The sequence below is a fragment of the Paenibacillus sp. CAU 1782 genome, assembly GCF_054551715.1.
On record NZ_JBTOLL010000001.1, the window covers coordinates 252,016 to 267,676 of the forward strand.

Consider the following 15,661-nt stretch of genomic DNA (forward strand, 5'->3'; position numbering starts at 1 on the left):
AATATACATAGCTCTGCGTATTAAAAGTTATTCAAAGAGTCGCTTTTTGAACACTCACTAATTGCTTAGCAAAATAAACAAAGGAGGAGACAGTTTGAACAAACGGTCTATCCGTGTTTTGCGCATGGCACTGCCTCTGCTTCTGGCAGCAGTCCTGCTCCTGTCGTTTGTGTCCGTTATTGGCGCGTCGCAGGCTGAAGAAACGGAAGGAGCCAATTCATCTACCGGACCTGCGGTTTATGTGATTCCCGTCAAAGAAAAGGTTGACCAAGGTCTTCAAGCGTTTCTGGAACGCGCTTACAAGGAAGCCGACGAAGCCAGAGCGGAGCATATCATTTTGGTGCTCAACACGCTTGGAGGCAGAGTAGACAGCGCAAGCGAGATTGGCGAATTGATTCGCACCAGTCCCATTCCGTCAACTGCCTTTATACAAGGCAAAGCGGTTTCAGCCGGCACTTATATCGCGCTGAACGCCGACAATATTGTGATGCAAAAAGGAAGCAGCATGGGATCTGCCGCAGTTGTAAACGGCGCGGGCGATCTGATCGACGATCCCAAAACCGTGTCGTTCTGGGTGAGCCAAATGAGCGAAGCGGCCAAGCTAAATGGCAGAGATCCTGCCATTGCGGCTGCAATGGTTGACGTAAACGCCGTGATTTCCTTGCCGGAAATCGGAGTGGAAAAGGGGAAAGGAGATATTTTGTCCCTGTCGGCTTCCGAAGCGGAACAAGTCGGCTATTCCGAGGGTACGGCCAATTCGGTGGAAGAGGTTGTTGCCTGGCTGAAGCTGGAAGGACGAACGCAAATCCATGTGGAGCCTTCGATTGCTGAACAGGTTGCCAAGTTTCTGGTTAACCCTATCGTTGCCACTGTATTGCTTATTCTTGGCATTGCTGGCGTAGCAATCGAGTTGTTCGTTCCAGGATTTGGAGCTCCGGGCATTGTTGGTTTGTTAAGCTTTGCGTTGTTTTTCTTTGGTTCCTATATTTCGGGATTGGCGGGGCTGGAAACCGTCGTATTGTTCGTACTCGGTATCTTGCTCCTGGCATTGGAATTATTTATTCCAAGTTTCGGTATATTAGGCATATTGGGGGGAGGCGCATTGATTACGGGCATTATACTCGCAGCTCCGACGCCACAATCGGGTTTCCTGACGCTTGGCGTGGCATTCGCCGTATCCGTCGTCATCGTAGTGCTGTTTGCAAGAACCAACAAAGGACGCGGCATATGGAACAAATTTATTTTGCGCGAAAGCTTGACGACCGAAGAAGGTTATTTGTCCGCTGATGTCAAAACGTCCCTGATTGGTCTGGAAGGAACAACACTAACGCCGCTTCGTCCTGCAGGAACAGCTCTAATCGGCGACAGCCGGGTTGACGTGGTTACCGGCGGAGAGTTTATTCCCGCCAAATCAAGGGTAAAGGTCGTTAAGGCGGAGGGTACCTGGGTCGTGGTGAAGGAAATTGGACGAGAAGATTAAAAATCCCGCCTTTGGCGGCAAAATGGAGGCATGTACATGTTTGGTTTGGACCCTATTGTAGGCGTATTTGTAATTGTTGTGCTAGCTATAATTGTGTTATCGGTGTTTCTCAGCTTTTTCCCGATTATGTTGTGGATATCCGCGTTGGCATCCGGCGTTCGTATCGGAATCATTACATTGGTGGCCATGAGATTGCGGCGCGTTGTGCCTAGCCGTATCGTAAATCCGCTCATCAAAGCGACTAAAGCAGGTTTAGGGCTGAATATCAATCAACTGGAGAGCCATTTCCTGGCGGGCGGCAACGTTGACCGGGTGGTCAATGCGCTTATTGCGGCGCAACGCGCCAATATTCCTTTGTTGTTCGAGCGGGCGGCGGCAATCGATCTTGCAGGCCGCGATGTATTGCAGGCCGTTCAAATGAGCGTTAACCCTCGCGTGATCGAGACGCCGGTTGTAGCCGCCGTCGCCAAAGACGGCATCGAGGTAAAGGTTAAAGCGCGCGTAACGGTTCGCGCGAATATCGACCGTCTTGTCGGCGGCGCGGGCGAAGAAACGATTATTGCCCGTGTCGGCGAAGGTATCGTTTCAACGGTGGGTTCTTCGGCTTCCCACAAGGCGGTGTTGGAAAACCCGGATCTAATCTCCAGAACCGTATTGGACAAAGGGCTTGACGCCGGTACGGCGTTTGAAATTCTGTCGATCGACATCGCGGACGTGGACGTAGGCAAAAACATCGGCGCGCACCTGCAAACCGAGCAAGCAGAGGCGGACAAAAAAATCGCTCAAGCCAAAGCGGAGGAACGCCGCGCGATGGCGGTTGCGCAGGAGCAGGAAAATAAAGCCAAGGTTGTCGAGATGGAAGCCCGCGTTGTGGAGTCGGAGTCGCAGGTTCCGCTTGCCATGGCTGAAGCTTTGCGCAGCGGCAAACTAGGCGTAATGGATTATATGAACCTGAAAAACATCGAGGCTGATACCAAAATGCGTTCCAGCATCGGGGATACTGAAGGAGAAACCGATCATCGTGATGGCCGCTCCTAATTATGGGGACAATTTTTGCTTTTGACTCCATGAGGGAGGTGACAAGCGTTGAAAATCATTGAGTTTTTAATGAGCAATATTTATGTTGTTCTTATCGGGTTGTTTCTTTTAAGCCGGCTTTTTGCAAAACCCAAGGGCAAAGGGAATAAGCCGGGCGGCATGCCCGATTTTGGCGGAGGCGGCCTAGGCGGTCCGATGCATGATGACGGTCATGGCAGACCAAGCCCCGATCAGCAGCCTGCGTCCAGACAAGAAGGAGCGCCTCAGCGCCCATGGCCGGGCAGCGTTGTCCCTGAACAAGTGGACGCGGGCTGGCCGGAACGTCAGAGCCAGCCAGCTTCAGCGGGTTTGCCAAAGCAGCAGGTAGTCCGTACTGGTATGCAAACGGTGAACCGTCCCGAGCGGGAGCTGACTGATCGGGGGACCGAAGCGGCAAGAGCCGGCGAGCGCGGCGGGCTTCAGCCTAAGCGTTCCGGCAGCCAGCTGCCCGGGGATATCTCTGGTCCGCAACGTTCCAAGCGCACGGTGTCCCGCGCGTCTGCGCTTCTGTCGGGAAAACCAAGCGCCGAAGACATGCGCAAGGCTGTATTGTGGGCCGAAGTATTGGGTCCTCCCCGTTCGAAGCGCCGTCTGCGACAATAGCATTAGAGCACAAATTCCAAACCCTTTGTTTGTCTCCGGACAGCAAAGGGTTTTTTTCGTATTGCGGCCTCCATTTTCATATTTGCCCGCCGGATAGCATATTTTGGTATAGCACATGAATATTGCGTAAGTTGGAGTTTTGCGTTTTGGTCAGTTTTTTTGCGAGGGAGGCAACGATACGGCAATGCGACAGCTGAAACGGAAAATACGAAAAATGACGGCAGAGCTGCTGGATATGCCGCAGGACGTCGTATACGATTTGCCGAGGCTGACGATGATAGGCGACCGCCAGCTCTATATTGAAAACCACAGAGGCGTCGTACGGTTCTCTTCTGAAGTGCTTAGGCTTGCATTAAGCAAAGGACAACTGGAAGTTAGGGGCAGCGGCCTTGTCATACGGACCATTTGGAGTGAAGAGGTTTTTATAGAGGGATTGATTAGCGGGATCGAGCTTATACCATAATGGTAACGGGAGGGAGACGCCATGAAGGGACAAGGCGTTATCTGGGTTAAAGGCGAAGTGGTTGTAGAAATTAGGGGCGGCAGTCCCGAGGAACTGGTCAATAAATGTCTGGCTGGGGGACTTTCTTTGTCCTCTATCGCCCGGACAAGCAATGGCGTCATGAGATTTACGCTGTCGGTGAGCGACTTTTTTCGGCTTCGCCCGTATTTAAAGGAGACAAGCTGCCGGGTCCATGTTATTTCGCGTCACGGATTGCCCTTCTTGCTTCGCCGTGCAGAGCGCAGAATCGGCTTTGCGGCGGGTTTGACGTTTTTTTTCGTACTGCTGTTCTTGCTTTCCTCCTTGGTCTGGAGCGTTGATGTGGAAGGGAATACGCGGCTTACCCGGGAAGAGGTATTGAACGCGGCAAAAAGCGAAGGCCTGTACCCCATGCAATGGTCCTTCCGTCTTCAGGATGCGGACGTGCTGTCCAAACGGCTGGTCTCGGCATTGCCTGGAACAACCTGGGTCGGCGTGGAGAAAAAAGGGACAAAAGTGCGCATACAAGTAGTCGAAATGACGCTTCCGGAGAAGCCTCCCCTGCAAAATCCCCGTCATTTGGTAGCCAGTGCCGATGCGGTCATTACGCAAATTGTTGCGGAAACGGGGAAGGCCGTTGTCAAAAAAAATACGCGCGTTAAAGCCGGACAAACGTTGATTTCCGGTATTATCGGTTCGGAAACCAATAACAAAACGGTTGTTGCACAGGGAACGGTGCGCGGGCTTGTCTGGTATGAATATGATATTGCAAGTCCCATGGTCCAGAAGGTAAAGGTTTATACGGGCGACAAAAAAACGAGATGGTATGCCGTTATCGGCTCCCGGGCGCTTCAGGTGAGCGGCTTTGGCAATCCCGGCTTCGAGCAGTCGGAGAGCATTGAACACATGGAACTGCTGTCATGGCGAAAATGGTCGCTTCCCGTCGGACGAATGAAGGAAACCATCATGGATGCGGAAATGCGCGAACGGGAATTGACACAGGAAGAAGCAAAAAACAACGGAATTTTGGGCGCAAAAGCAGATATTATGGAAAAGGCTGGAATAGATGTCCTCTTCAGGGACGAAATTGTTTTGCATGAAAAGGCGGAGAATGGTAAAGTTTATATGAAAGTTCTTTTTGAAGTAGAGCAATCTATCGTCAAGGAATTGCCTATAGTCCAAATGCAGGGAGACTGAGAATTGTTGCAAATTGAAACAACGACCTTAAAAGTACCGCTTGGGAATGCTGCCGAAGGGCTGGCCTTGTTCGGTCCGCAGGACAAGTTTCTAAAACTGGTAGCCGACCAGGTAGAATGCACGATAAGCTCCCGCGATGCGGAAATTGTCATTAGCGGACCGGCGAAGGAAGCGGAATCGCTGGAACAGCTGTACAGCGTGCTGCTGCAGCTTGTAAGAAACGGGTATACGCCTTCCGAGCGCGACATTGCCTATGCGCTTGAACTGGCCAGAGAGATGGCTGCTGAGGAATTGCTGGATCTGTTCAAGAAAGAGATCGCCAGCACATTCCGGGGCAAAAAAATTATGGTGAAAACGATTGGCCAGCGGCATTATGTCAAAACGATCAAAAAGCTGGACATCGTGTTCGGCATCGGACCTGCCGGTACGGGCAAAACCTATCTGGCGGTTGTTCTAGCCGTTATGGCGCTTAAGGAAAATGCCGTTAAACGAATTGTGCTGACGCGACCCGCCGTGGAAGCGGGCGAAAACCTGGGCTTTTTGCCAGGCGACTTGCAGGAGAAGGTTGATCCATATTTGAGGCCGCTATACGACGCGCTCCATGACGTATTGGGACCGGAAGCCACCGCCAAAGCGCTTGAGCGCGGGCTGATCGAAATTGCGCCGCTTGCTTATATGCGCGGGCGGACATTGGATGATTCTTTTATTATTTTGGACGAGGCTCAAAACACCACCCCGGAACAAATGAAAATGTTCCTGACCCGGCTTGGCTTCGGCTCCAAAATGGTTATTACCGGCGACGTGACGCAAATCGATCTTCCCAGAGGCAAATCCTCCGGCTTGATGGAGGCGCAGCGCATTCTGAAGGATATTCCCGAAATCGGGATGATCACGTTTGTGGAAAGCGACGTCGTACGGCATTCGCTCGTTCAAAAAATAATAACGGCTTATAATCGGGATGCTGAAAATAAAGTCTAGAAAGGGAGAGAGCCGCATGGTCAAGAACGGGTCAAGCAAGCCTGCGAGCGTCAAGGAAAGGGCGAAAACGCAGGGCTGGAGGCAAAGCCCCGCCGTCAAGTGGGTACTGATGGCATTGTTCGTGCTGCTTTTTTATTTTAGCCTTGCCCCGCACGTTATACCGGAAACCTATGATATTACCGAAGGAAAAGCAAGCGACAAGGATATCAAGGCTCCCTTTCAGATTCGCGACGAAAAGGCGACAAGGCAAGCGGAGGAAGACGCGGCCAAAAAGATCGACGATGTTTTTTCCATCGTGGGGCTTCGCAACGACCAGCTGGTCGAGCAAATCCTGTATCGCATCGAACAGCTGAATATGGATGATCAGGTGACGGTTCAGAACAAAATCGATATTTACCGCTCCGAGATACCGGGCCGTTATGCCAGCCATATCGACGCTTTTGTCAAAAATAGCAGGAGCAGCGGCACCTACAACAATACGCTGCTGGAGGAAATGGCCCGGCTTGCCAAGGAGCAGCAATATACGATTCCGGAGGAAACGTTCTACAAGATGCCGCAGCTGACCAGCGATCAGATTGCGGAAATGCGGCTCGTTGCACGGGATATTGTCCGCAAGCTGATGAACGAGCAGATCCGCGAAGCGGAAACGGCTCGCACCCAGGTGGCGGAGCTGGTGAACGCCAGCTCCTTGTCCAACCGTACGGCCCGCGAAATTGTTCAGGAGCTGGCGCGGTTTGTCATCATGCCCAACAAGTTTCTGGATACCGAAAAAACGGAGGAAGCGCGCGAGCAAGCCAAGCTGAATACAACTCCGGTTGTTTTCAAGGAAGGCGACATCATTGTGAAGAAAGGCGAGGTTATAACGCCTGATTTGTACAAGCTGCTTTCGGATTCCAATCTGCTGCAGGATAAAAAGCATTATTGGCCGCAAACCGGTCTGCTGATCCTGTCGCTGATGTTTGTGGTTATGCTGTATGCCTATCTGCATCAATCCGGCTCCATCGGCGGCGTAAAGCCTAAATACACCAACTCCCAGCTGCTGATGCTTTGGCTGATTTTTGTCATTAACATTATGACCATTCAGATCATCGCCCTTACGCAGACGGATGCGGCATCCTATGCGGGCTTCCTGGCTCCCGCCGCGTTGGGCGCCATGCTGATTACGCTGTTATTGGATCTGCATCTTGCTATTATGGGTTCATTTATTTTTGCTTTAATGGGCAGTATTATTTTGAATACATCGCAGAATCAAATTTTTGACTTCAAATACGGCTTCTTCATTATCGTTGTATCGCTTGCCGCGGTTTTCTCTATTCATAGGGCCAGCCAGCGCTCCGCCATTCTGAAAGCGGGGATAATGGTCAGCTTGTTTGGTTCCTTGGCTGTAATGGCGATGTTGATGATGTCGGAAAATCTCGACCGCATGCCGTTTATTTATTCCATTGCTTTTGCCTTTGCAAGCGGTTTGCTGACGGCGATTCTGGTTATCGGTCTAATGCCGTTTTTTGAAATTACGTTTGGCATATTGTCGGCTCTCAAACTTGTGGAGCTGTCTAATCCAAATCATCCGCTGCTGCGGAAGCTGCTGACGGAAACGCCGGGCACTTATCATCACAGCGTCATGGTGGGCAATCTGTCGGAAGCGGCCGCGGAAGCGATTGGAGCGGATGGGCTGCTTTGCCGGGTAGGCTCGTTTTACCATGATATCGGAAAAACGAAACGGCCCAACTATTTTATTGAAAATCAGTCCAATATCGAAAATCCGCATGATACGATCGAGCCGATGCTTAGCAAATCCATCATTGTTGCGCATGCGCGGGATGGCGTGGAAATGCTGAAGGCGCACAATATACCTAAACCGATTCGGGATATTGCCGAGCAGCATCATGGCACGACCTCGCTGAAGTTTTTCTATTTCAAAGCGAAAAAGCAGGCGGAGGAGCAAGGGCTGGAAATCAACTTTACCGAAGACGATTACCGTTATCCCGGCCCCAAAGCGCAATCCAAGGAAGCGGCCGTTGTGGGCATAGCGGATTGCGTAGAAGCCGCAGTGCGCAGCCTGCGTAATCCAACGGTGGAGCATGTCGAAGCGATGATTAATAAAATCATCAAAAGCCGGCTGGATGACAACCAATATAACGAATGCGACTTGACGCTGAAGGAACTGGACAAAATTGCCCAGTCTCTAAAAGAAAGCATTATCGGCATCTTTCACTCCCGGATTGAATACCCGGATGATGCCAAAACAAAGGAGAATACGGAGACAAAATGAGCCTGCAACTGGATTGGAGCAACGAGCAAGACATCATCGATATACCGGACAGCTGGATCGTCAAGCTTAGCGAGATGCTTCAGCTCGCTGGCGCCGCCGAAGGCATGGAGGACGGAGAAGTTACGCTGACCTTTGTGGACGATGCCGGCATTCACGAGATGAATCGGGATTATCGCGGCATTGACCGGCCTACGGATGTATTGTCCTTCGCCATGCTGGATGACGGCCCTGAGGAGCTGGACATTATTTTTGAAGTTGACAGCGAGGATGAAGGCGATCCGCTGTCCGGCATGCTGGGCGATATCATTATTTCCGTGGAGCGGGCAAAAGCCCAAAGCGAGGAGTATGGCCATTCCTTGGAACGGGAAATCGGCTTTCTCTTTGTGCACGGCTTCCTGCATTTGCTGGGTTATGATCATGAGGATGCGGATGCCGAGGCGGTTATGACCGCAAAGCAGGAGTCTGTGCTTGGCGCCGCCGGATTAACCCGCTAATGCAAAAATTTCTCTCCAGTCTGGGCTACGCCTGCTCAGGCATTTACGAGGCCGTTCGCAGTCAGCGCAATATGCGGATTCATTGTGTCGCGGCTGTGATCGTTGTAGCGGCAGGATTGGTGTTGTCGCTGGGGGTGCTGGAATGGGCTCTGCTGTGCCTGAGCATGGCGCTTGTTATCAGTCTGGAGCTGGTCAACACGGCAATTGAGCATGTGGTCGACCTTGCAAGTCCGGAAAGAAAACCGCTGGCCAAGGCGGCCAAGGATACAGCTGCGGGGGCCGTTTTGGCCGCCGCGGTTTTTGCAGTGGTTGTTGGCTTGCTGGTGCTTGGCCCGCCTTTGCTAAAGCTGGTCTTTTATTAAGGGGAAGATCGAATGATTTGCAATCAAGAAAGGACGGAATGAAGTATGGGGGGAAATACCCTTTCAAAACAATATCAGGATTTGCTTGCTGCGGCGCGTGAAGCCATGAAATCGGCCTATGTGCCGTATTCTCATTTTTCAGTGGGAGCAGCGCTGCTGGATGGCAATGGTCATATCCATCACGGCTGCAATGTGGAAAACGCAGCTTATGGAGCAACCAATTGCGCGGAGCGCACGGCATTGTTCCGGGCTATGGCGGACGGTCATCAGGCAGGCTCCTTCCAAGCGATTGCCGTTATTGGCGACACGGACGGTCCAATCGCGCCATGCGGCGTCTGCCGTCAGGTACTGGTGGAGCTTTGCGGGCCGGACATGCCGGTCATTATGAGCAATCTGCAAGGAAACTGGCAGTTGACTTCGGTAGCGGAGCTGCTTCCCGGAGCCTTTACCCCCGCATCGCTGGTCAAGGAGGACTAACCAAATATGTCTAAGAAAGAATTCAAATCCGGCTTTGTTGCCATTATCGGCAGGCCGAATGTAGGCAAGTCCACATTAATGAATCATTTAATAGGCCAGAAAATAGCCATCATGTCGGATAAGCCGCAAACGACTCGCAACAAAATTCATGGCGTTTATACGACTGACGATTATCAAATCGTCTTCCTGGACACGCCCGGCATCCATAAACCCCAATCCAAATTGGGGAATTACATGAATCAATCCGCCGAGGGCGCTTTGAAAGAAGTAGAGGCGGCCTTGTTTCTTGTCGATGTTTCGGAAGGCATCGGCGGCGGCGACCGCTTTATTATCGAGCAGCTGAAAAAAGTGAAAACGCCCGTGTTTCTCGTCATGAACAAAATTGACAAAGTCGAACCAGAGCAGCTGCTTCCGATTATTGTGCAATATAAGGATTTGTACGACTTTGCTGAAATCATACCGATCTCAGCAATGAAAGGCAATAACGTTAACACGCTGCTGGAGCAATTGACCAAATATTTGCCGGCGGGACCTCAATATTATCCGGCGGATCAAGTGACGGACCATCCCGAGCAATTTGTTTGCGCCGAACTGATCCGCGAGAAAATTCTGCATTTGACCCGGGAAGAAATTCCACACTCCATCGCGGTTGCGATCGAGGATATGAAGGTACAGGACAATGGCGTCGTATATATCGGAGCTGTCATTTATGTGGAGCGCGACTCGCAAAAAGGCATTATAATCGGCAAACGGGGAGATCTGCTCAAGGAAGTGGGGAAAGCCGCTAGAAAAGATATTGAAGCGTTGCTTGGCTCCCGCACATTCCTGGAGCTTTGGGTCAAGGTGAAGAAGGATTGGCGCAACCAGGAGCGTGTCTTAAAGGATCTTGGTTTCAGACACGATTAAAACGTCCAATGGGCCCCGCCAGCATCGGCAACGTCATTGACTGATTTTGCTACGGATAGGGTGCCGCCTGAAATGTCATCCTATAAACGTCTGGATTAGGGCGTGTCTGCTCCCTGCGAAATTTTCAGACGCGCCCAGCATTTCCGAGGCGGAAAGGGTGGATAGCCATGCGGGATTTTTCGTGGAACTATTTTGCGTTGACCGGTGATGTGGAATCCTTTATGCTTTACAAAGAAGTGAACAATCGGCACGTGTTGGCGGAGCAGGACAGCATGGATGACGAGGAGTACGAGGCGGCGGATGCCGATTTTTAGATAAGGGTTTTGTGGGGGAGTAGCCGATATGCTGTATCGGGTGGAAGGCATCGTCATTCGCAGTATGGATTATGGGGAAAATAACAAAATTGTTACGCTTTTGTGCGATTCCGGAAGCAAAGCTGGCGTAATGGTGCGCGGAGCAAAAAAAGTCAAAAGCCGCTATGGTTCGCTTTCGCAGCCCTTTACGTACGGAGAGTTTCAATTTATAAGAGGCAAAGGCCTCGGAACACTTCAGCATGGTGAGATGATCCAATCTCACCATGTTTTGCGCAGTCAACTGGATCTATCTGCTTTTGCCTCCTATGTTGCGGAGCTTACAGATCGAACGCTGCAGGAGGATGAAAGCAGCTCATTCCTGTTTCAGCAGTTGAAGGCTTGTTTTGGCGCTATGCAAGACGGGAAGGATCCCGCCATCGTTTGTCATCTGTACGAGATGCGCATACTGGAGCTGGCGGGTTATTCTCCTGAATTGGATGAGTGCGTCCAATGCGGCAACGTCGTTGGCCCGTTTGCTTTGTCGGGAGCGGCCGGCGGTGTTTTATGCTCTCGCTGCCGCTACCGCGATCCCGGCAGCTTGCCTATTAGCGAATCGGCACATAAGCTGCTGCGTCTGTTTCGCCGGATGGATATTCGAAGATTAGGCAATATTACGGTGTCGCCGGAGACAAAAGCCGAGCTGAAGTCCGCGATGCGAAGCCTGATGGATCATCAGCTAGGCTTGCAGCTTAAGTCGCGAAACTTTTTGGATCAGCTGGATAAATTGGTTTGACAATTGTTACCCTGCATCATACAATAGGGAAATATGAATATCGGACAATGATGGAAAAAGTAGTTTGGAAATGCCGTTTCATTCAGCGAGTCGGGAACAGTGCAAGCCCGATGCGGCGATCTTGACGAAAGGCGCTCCGGAGTCCGGCTTGGGAAAAGCGGGTTGTCTTTAAGGCAGCCAATTAGGGTGGAACCGCGGGAAGCATACTCTCGTCCCTATGTCTGACAGCAGACGTAGCGGCGGGAGTTTTTTGCGTGCCGATGCGTTTGTTCCATCGCCATCCATTGCGGAGGCGTTACTGAACCTGAGAAGGAGTGGAGCGGTTTGAATTTTCAAAGCATGATTTTGACGCTGCAGCAATTTTGGGCTGAACAAAACTGTATTCTTGTACAGCCTTATGATGTCGAGAAGGGAGCGGGAACGTTAAACCCGATGACCTTCCTGCGTTCCATCGGACCGGAGCCATGGAATGTTGCATATGTAGAGCCTTCCCGTCGTCCGGCGGACGGACGTTACGGAGAAAACCCTAACCGGCTTTACCAGCATCACCAATTCCAGGTGATTATGAAACCGTCCCCCGATAATATTCAGGAGCTGTACCTGGAAAGCTTGAAACGGCTGGGCATCGATCCGGAGGAGCATGATATCCGCTTTGTCGAGGACAACTGGGAGCATCCCGGTTTAGGCGCATGGGGACTTGGCTGGGAAGTTTGGCTTGACGGCATGGAAATTACGCAATTTACGTATTTCCAGCAAGTCGGCGGAATCGATTGCCATCCCGTTGCCGTAGAAATCACCTATGGCATGGAGCGTCTTGCTTCCTACATTCAAGAGAAAGAAAATGTGTTTGACCTGGAGTGGGTGGAAGGAGTCACTTACGGCGATGTATTCCTGCAGCCAGAGTTCGAGCATTCCAAATATACATTTGAGCTTTCCGATACGGAAATGCTGTTTTCGCTCTTCGGCAAATATGAGGAAGAGGCCAAAAAAATTATGGAGCAAAAGCTGGTATTCCCGGCTTACGACTACACGCTTAAATGCTCCCACGCTTTCAACCTGCTGGACGCGCGCGGCGCAATCAGCGTAACGGAAAGAACAGGCTACATTACAAGAATCAGAAATCTCGCGCGGGCATGCGCGGCCACTTATCTGGAGGAGCGCGAGCGGCTTGGCTTCCCGCTGCTGAAGAAAGGGGATGAGCAGAATGGCTAAGGACTTGCTATTGGAAATCGGCCTGGAGGAAGTGCCGGCCCGTTTTGTGCGGGGAGCAATTGACCAGTTGAAGGAAAAAACCGAAAAATGGCTTCAGGATTCCCGCATTTCGTTTCAAGCGGTAAAAGCTTACGCCACGCCGCGCCGCTTGGCTGTTTTGGTGGAAGGCGTAGCCGAAAAGCAGGAAGACAGCAATGAAGAAGCCAAAGGCCCGTCCCGCAAAATCGCTCAGGATGAAGCCGGAAACTGGAGCAAGGCGGCGCTTGGATTTGCACGCAGCCAAGGCGTAGAACCGGAAAACTTCTATTTTCAAGAGCTGGGCGGCGTCGAGTATGTTTATGCTCGCAAAAGCAGCATAGGGCAGGAAACGTCTACGCTTCTGGCTGAAGGCCTGCAAGGCATCATTACCGGGATGTCCTTCCCAAAAAATATGCGGTGGGGCAGCTACGAGCTGCGTTTTGTCAGACCGATTCGCTGGCTTGTGGCGCTGTTCGGCCAAGATGTCATTCCTTTTACGATTACAGGCGTAACAACGGATCGCGTTTCCCGCGGCCATCGCTTCTTGGGCAAAGAGACGATCATAGAAGAGCCGTCTCTCTATCAGGCCAAGCTTCGTGAGCAGCAGGTTATTGTGGACATCGAGGAGCGCAAAGCCCTGATTCTGAAGCAAATCGAAGAGTTGAAGGCGCAAAAAGGCTGGCAAATTGCGATCAAGGAAGATCTGCTGGAAGAAGTGTTGTTCCTGGTGGAATATCCTAGCGCGCTATTCGGCTCGTTCGACCCTTCATTCCTCAATATCCCGCAGGAAGTGCTGATTACTTCCATGCGCGAGCATCAGCGTTATTTCCCGGTGCTGGACGATCAAGGAAAGCTGCTACCGTATTTTGTTACGGTTCGGAACGGCGATTTGCGTTCAATCGAGACTGTAGCCAAGGGCAATGAAAAGGTGCTCCGCGCCAGATTGTCCGACGCCAAATTTTTCTATGAAGAAGACCATAAACTTACCATTCAGCATGCATTGTCCAAGCTGGAATCCATCGTGTATCACGAAGAGCTTGGCACAGTAGCCGAAAAAGCTCGTCGCGTTGCAGACACTGCGATTGCAATTTCCAAAAGCCTTGGGCTGGAAGGCGAATTGGCCAGTGACGTTGCACGCGCGGCTGAAATCTGCAAATTCGACCTTGTTTCGCAAATGGTCTACGAGTTTCCTGAACTGCAAGGCATCATGGGCGAGGATTACGCCCGCAAGCTTGGCGAGAGGGAAGCCGTTGCCAAGGCGGTTAATGAACATTACCAGCCGCGTTTCTCGGGCGACGCCGTACCATCCGGAATCGTGGGAGCCATTGTCAGCCTGGCGGATAAAATCGATACCATCACGGGCTGCTTCTCCATCGGCATTATTCCTACGGGCTCGCAGGATCCTTACGCTTTGCGCAGACAGGCTGCGGGCATCGTTGCCATATTACTGGCATCCCCGTTCAAGCTGAAGCTGGATGAGCTGTTTGGATTGTCGCTTGGCGTTCACGAACAGCGTGGTCTGAAACGTTCCGCCGATGATGTGCGTAAAGAACTTAACGACTTTTTTGCCCTTCGCGTGAAAAACTGGTTGTCGGAGCAAGGCAATCGTTATGATGTGATAGATGCGGTGATGGCGACAGGATTTAATGATCTTGGCTTGACGGCAAGCCGTGCGGCGGCGGTTGGCGCAGCTGCGGCTGGCGACGGAAAAGGTGAGTTCAAATTAGTTGTGGAGGCCTTCAGCCGCGTCAGCAATCTGGCTGCCAAGTCCGAGGGCGGAGCAGTAAACACGGCGCTGTTTGCAGAGCCGGCTGAAGCCGCATTGTACGAAGCATGGCTTAATGGACGCGAGGCATTCCACGAAGCCTTCCGCAACCGCGAAATCGAAAAGGCGATCCAATTGTTGTCCCAATTGAAACCAGCGATTCACGCGTATTTCGACAGCGTCATGGTTATGGCTCCTGACGAAGCCGTGCGCGCAAACCGGTTGGCGACTCTGGAAAGCATTGCGCTTGATATCAGCCTGATCGCGGATTTTTCGCGTCTTGTCTGGTAAAATCTCGCGTCATGGAAGGGTGGAGATGAGGATATGTCTGACTTAACAGGCAAACCGGAGGTTATCGTATACGTTGTATCCGATGCCGCCGGCGATACGGGCGAACTAGTCGTACGCGCGGCTATCGCCCAGTTTCATCCGATTCATGCCGACATTCGCCGCGCTCCGTTTGTTTCCGATGAAGGCTTGTTAGCCCGAATTACGGAGCAAGCGGCAATATCGGAAGCTATTGTGCTCTATACGCTGGTTAGGCCGCATTTGCGCGAAGCGATGCGGCAGCTGGCGGAGGAAGCCGGCATTACGGCAATTGACCTGCTGGGTTCGTTTATTGAAACGCTGGAGCAGCGCACGGGCCGTAAATCGCGGCAGGAGCCGGGCCTCAACCATGTGCTGGATGCGGACTATTTCCGTAAGGTTGAAGCAGTCGAATTTGCCGTAAAATATGATGACGCAAGAGATACAATGGGTGTTTTGAAGGCGGACATCGTGCTGGTTGGCGTATCGCGAACCTCCAAAACTCCATTGTCCATGTATCTTGCGCATCAGAAGTTCAAAGTCGCCAACGTGCCGCTGGTGCCGGAATTGAAACCGCCGGAAGAGCTGTTCAAGCTTCCGAAGCGCAAGGTGATCGGCCTCACGATCGATACGGGGTATTTAAACGTAATACGCAAGGAGCGGCTCAAAGCTTTAGGATTGCCGAATACGGCCGCCTACGCAACAAAGGACCGGATTCAGGAAGAGCTGGAGTATGCGGAGAGCATTATGAAAAAGCTGGGTTGTGTCGTCATTGATGTTTCGCATAAAGCCGTTGAGGAAACCGCCAGCCTGATCATGGAATATATCCGGACTCCTTAGAAATCCGTATATGACGACCACGATGCGGCCTGACATTTTTCTTAGCAAAGAACGGACTTTTTGAACAACTTCAAGAAGGATTACGATTTAGTTTGACGTATATTAAT

General features: G+C 51.6%; 16 protein-coding genes. All 16 read left to right on the forward strand.

The genetic code is table 11. The features are described from left to right. The first annotated feature begins 94 nt into the window (after nt 1–94). Entirely contained in the window at nt 95–1,480 is a 1,386-nt protein-coding gene (locus ACX93W_RS01170) for an NfeD family protein (RefSeq protein ID WP_459390491.1), read from the forward strand. A gap of 36 nt (nt 1,481–1,516) precedes the next feature. Further along, a complete protein-coding gene (floA, locus tag ACX93W_RS01175) occupies nt 1,517–2,518 on the forward strand; it encodes a flotillin-like protein FloA (RefSeq protein WP_459390492.1) in 1,002 nt (333 codons plus the stop codon). Between the two features lie 48 nt (nt 2,519–2,566). Then, nucleotides 2,567–3,160: a hypothetical protein gene (locus ACX93W_RS01180; protein WP_459390493.1), complete on the forward strand. Its 594-nt coding sequence runs from the start codon at nt 2,567–2,569 to the stop codon at nt 3,158–3,160. A gap of 184 nt (nt 3,161–3,344) precedes the next feature. After that, complete coding sequence (gene yqfC / locus ACX93W_RS01185) at nt 3,345–3,623, forward strand: sporulation protein YqfC (protein ID WP_459390494.1); 279 nt, start codon at nt 3,345–3,347, stop codon at nt 3,621–3,623. Nucleotides 3,624–3,644: 21 nt separating this feature from the next. Then, complete coding sequence (gene yqfD, locus ACX93W_RS01190; protein ID WP_459390495.1) at nt 3,645–4,838, forward strand: sporulation protein YqfD; 1,194 nt, start codon at nt 3,645–3,647, stop codon at nt 4,836–4,838. A gap of 6 nt (nt 4,839–4,844) precedes the next feature. Next, nucleotides 4,845–5,816 (forward strand): PhoH family protein, encoded by a 972-nt coding sequence (locus tag ACX93W_RS01195; protein WP_459391978.1) that lies wholly within the window; start codon nt 4,845–4,847, stop codon nt 5,814–5,816. 16 nt (nt 5,817–5,832) lie between these two features. Continuing rightward, complete coding sequence (locus ACX93W_RS01200) at nt 5,833–8,088, forward strand: HD family phosphohydrolase (RefSeq protein ID WP_459390496.1); 2,256 nt, start codon at nt 5,833–5,835, stop codon at nt 8,086–8,088. Then, on the forward strand, nt 8,085–8,582 hold the full coding sequence (ybeY, locus tag ACX93W_RS01205; RefSeq protein ID WP_459390497.1) for an rRNA maturation RNase YbeY: 498 nt from the start codon (nt 8,085–8,087) through the stop codon (nt 8,580–8,582). Before ACX93W_RS01200 ends, ybeY begins: the two co-directional genes overlap by 4 nt. After that, nucleotides 8,582–8,944 carry a diacylglycerol kinase family protein gene (locus ACX93W_RS01210; protein ID WP_459390498.1) on the forward strand — a complete coding sequence of 121 codons (363 nt, stop codon included), beginning with the start codon at nt 8,582–8,584 and terminating at the stop codon, nt 8,942–8,944. Before ybeY ends, ACX93W_RS01210 begins: the two co-directional genes overlap by 1 nt. Before the next feature lie 45 nt (nt 8,945–8,989). Further along, the gene (locus tag ACX93W_RS01215; RefSeq protein WP_459390499.1) at nt 8,990–9,421 is read left to right on the forward strand and encodes a cytidine deaminase; all 432 of its coding nucleotides are present in this window, start codon (nt 8,990–8,992) and stop codon (nt 9,419–9,421) included. A gap of 6 nt (nt 9,422–9,427) precedes the next feature. Continuing rightward, a complete protein-coding gene (era, locus tag ACX93W_RS01220) occupies nt 9,428–10,327 on the forward strand; it encodes a GTPase Era (RefSeq protein ID WP_459390500.1) in 900 nt (299 codons plus the stop codon). 167 nt (nt 10,328–10,494) lie between these two features. Next, the gene (locus tag ACX93W_RS01225) at nt 10,495–10,641 is read left to right on the forward strand and encodes a YqzL family protein (RefSeq protein ID WP_459390501.1); all 147 of its coding nucleotides are present in this window, start codon (nt 10,495–10,497) and stop codon (nt 10,639–10,641) included. Nucleotides 10,642–10,669: 28 nt separating this feature from the next. Then, a complete protein-coding gene (gene recO, locus ACX93W_RS01230) occupies nt 10,670–11,413 on the forward strand; it encodes a DNA repair protein RecO (RefSeq protein ID WP_459390502.1) in 744 nt (247 codons plus the stop codon). A gap of 324 nt (nt 11,414–11,737) precedes the next feature. After that, nucleotides 11,738–12,625, forward strand: coding sequence for a glycine--tRNA ligase subunit alpha (glyQ, locus tag ACX93W_RS01235; protein WP_459390503.1), 888 nt, complete (start codon nt 11,738–11,740; stop codon nt 12,623–12,625). Further along, nucleotides 12,618–14,699: a glycine--tRNA ligase subunit beta gene (gene glyS / locus ACX93W_RS01240; RefSeq protein WP_459390504.1), complete on the forward strand. Its 2,082-nt coding sequence runs from the start codon at nt 12,618–12,620 to the stop codon at nt 14,697–14,699. Before glyQ ends, glyS begins: the two co-directional genes overlap by 8 nt. Before the next feature lie 33 nt (nt 14,700–14,732). Further along, complete coding sequence (locus ACX93W_RS01245) at nt 14,733–15,554, forward strand: pyruvate, water dikinase regulatory protein (RefSeq protein ID WP_459390505.1); 822 nt, start codon at nt 14,733–14,735, stop codon at nt 15,552–15,554. The last annotated feature ends 107 nt before the right edge of the window (nt 15,555–15,661 follow it).